Here is a 1563-nt window from a genome sequence, read left to right on the forward strand (position 1 = left end):
TCCAAGAACCCGCCGGGCAGCGCCCGCACCCTGGGTTTCCACATGCTGTCGGTGAACCAGGCCGAACGCCGGGTCGAGATCGCCTTCGAGCCCTCGGTCGAGGCGGTCGGCAATCCGATGGGCCAGGTGCAGGGCGGCTTCGTCAGCGCGATGCTGGACGAGTGCATGTCGGTGGCGGGCATGATCACCTCGGGCATGACCAGCGTGGTCCCGACCCTGGAGATGAAGATCAGCTTCCTGCGGCCGGCCATCCCCGGCCCGCTGAAGGGCGTCGGTTGGGTGGTGAAGTGGGGCAAGACCGTCTGCTTCCTGGAAGGCGAGCTCTACGATCCCGAAGGCCGGCTGCTGGCCAAGGCCAGCGCCACGGCGATTCCGACGCCGTTCGCGAAGTTCAAGCAGTAGGACGGCCGTGCGGCGGTTCGCGGGCCTGGTTCTGGGTTTGCTGCTTTCGCTGCTCGCCACCCCGTTCGCCCTAGCGGCCGAGCCCGTCCGAGCCGCTCCGTCCGACGCTCCCGCCTTCTCCAACTGGGCCGCCGTTGTCGTGGCCGGCGACTGGCACGCCCATTCGGGCGGCCCGACCGAAGCCTTCGACAACGCCCGCCGCGACGTCGGCGTGACCCTGGTCGGCCTGGGCTTCGCCCCCGACGCCATTCGTCAGTACTCGGTGCGTCCGAAGCGCTATCCGGCCGTGAAGCCCCGCAAGACCGACCTGCGCGCCATCCACGACGACCTGCGCGACCTGGCGGCGAAGAACACCGCCGGCTGCCTGGTCTACATCACCAGCCACGGCGCCCCCGAAGGGGCTGTCCTGGACGAGGACATCCTGCCGCCCAGCCTGCTGGCGGCGGTGATCGACGACGCCTGCCCCGCGCGCCCGTCGATCGTCGTGGTCTCGGCCTGTTTCTCCGGCGTCTTCGTCAAACCCCTGCAGCGCGACGACCGGATGATCCTGACGGCGGCGCGGTCCGATCGCACCTCGTTCGGCTGCAGCGAGGACGACAAATATCCCTATTTCGACGACTGCTTCCTGTCGTCGGCGCCGACCGCCCGGGACTTCGCCGCCCTCGGTCGCGCCGTCCAGGCCTGCGTGGCCCGGCGCGAGCGCGACACCGGGGCCGAGCCGGCCTCGGAGCCGCAGCTGTGGATCGGACCCGGCCTGCGGCCGCTGCTGCCGCTCTACGCCTTTCCGAGCCCGCGCACGCCCGCCCAACCCGCCGCGTCCCTCAAGCGGCGCTGAGCGATCAGGCGTCCACCGGAAAGACGTCCAAGCCCGGTCACAGCCCCTTTGATCCCTGGCCGGGGCGCCCTAGAAGTTTGCTCACCCTTTTTTCAATAAGCCGGTGAGGTCTTGTTCGTGACGCTGCGTCTTTCGTTCAGGGCCGTTCTTTCGGCGGCGATCATCGGTTGCGGCCTCTTCGGCGCGACGATGGCTGAAACCCAGGACGCCGCCCCCGCGCCGCCGCCGGCCACGGCTCCGACCGCCGCCCTGCCGCCCGCTCCGATCCCCTACACCTCGACGGTCCGTCGGCGCGCCCCTCGGCCGCAACGGGCCGCTCCGACAGC

Annotated in this window: 2 protein-coding genes and 1 pseudogene; all 3 read left to right on the plus strand. The window is 70.4% G+C overall.

What is annotated here, in order from left to right:
- On the plus strand, positions 1 to 402 hold a 402-nt coding region (locus tag AC1DZ6_RS24910; protein ID WP_477099773.1), incomplete at its 5' end, for a PaaI family thioesterase.
- A 7-nt stretch (positions 403 to 409) separates the two neighbouring features.
- Positions 410 to 1237, plus strand: a complete 828-nt coding sequence (locus tag AC1DZ6_RS24915; protein WP_477099774.1) for a C13 family peptidase — start codon at positions 410 to 412, stop codon at positions 1235 to 1237.
- A 117-nt stretch (positions 1238 to 1354) separates the two neighbouring features.
- Positions 1355 to 1563: pseudogene (locus AC1DZ6_RS24920) on the plus strand (hypothetical protein); the annotation flags it as partial.

It is taken from the genome of Caulobacter sp. P1_B12_2, assembly GCF_056406675.1.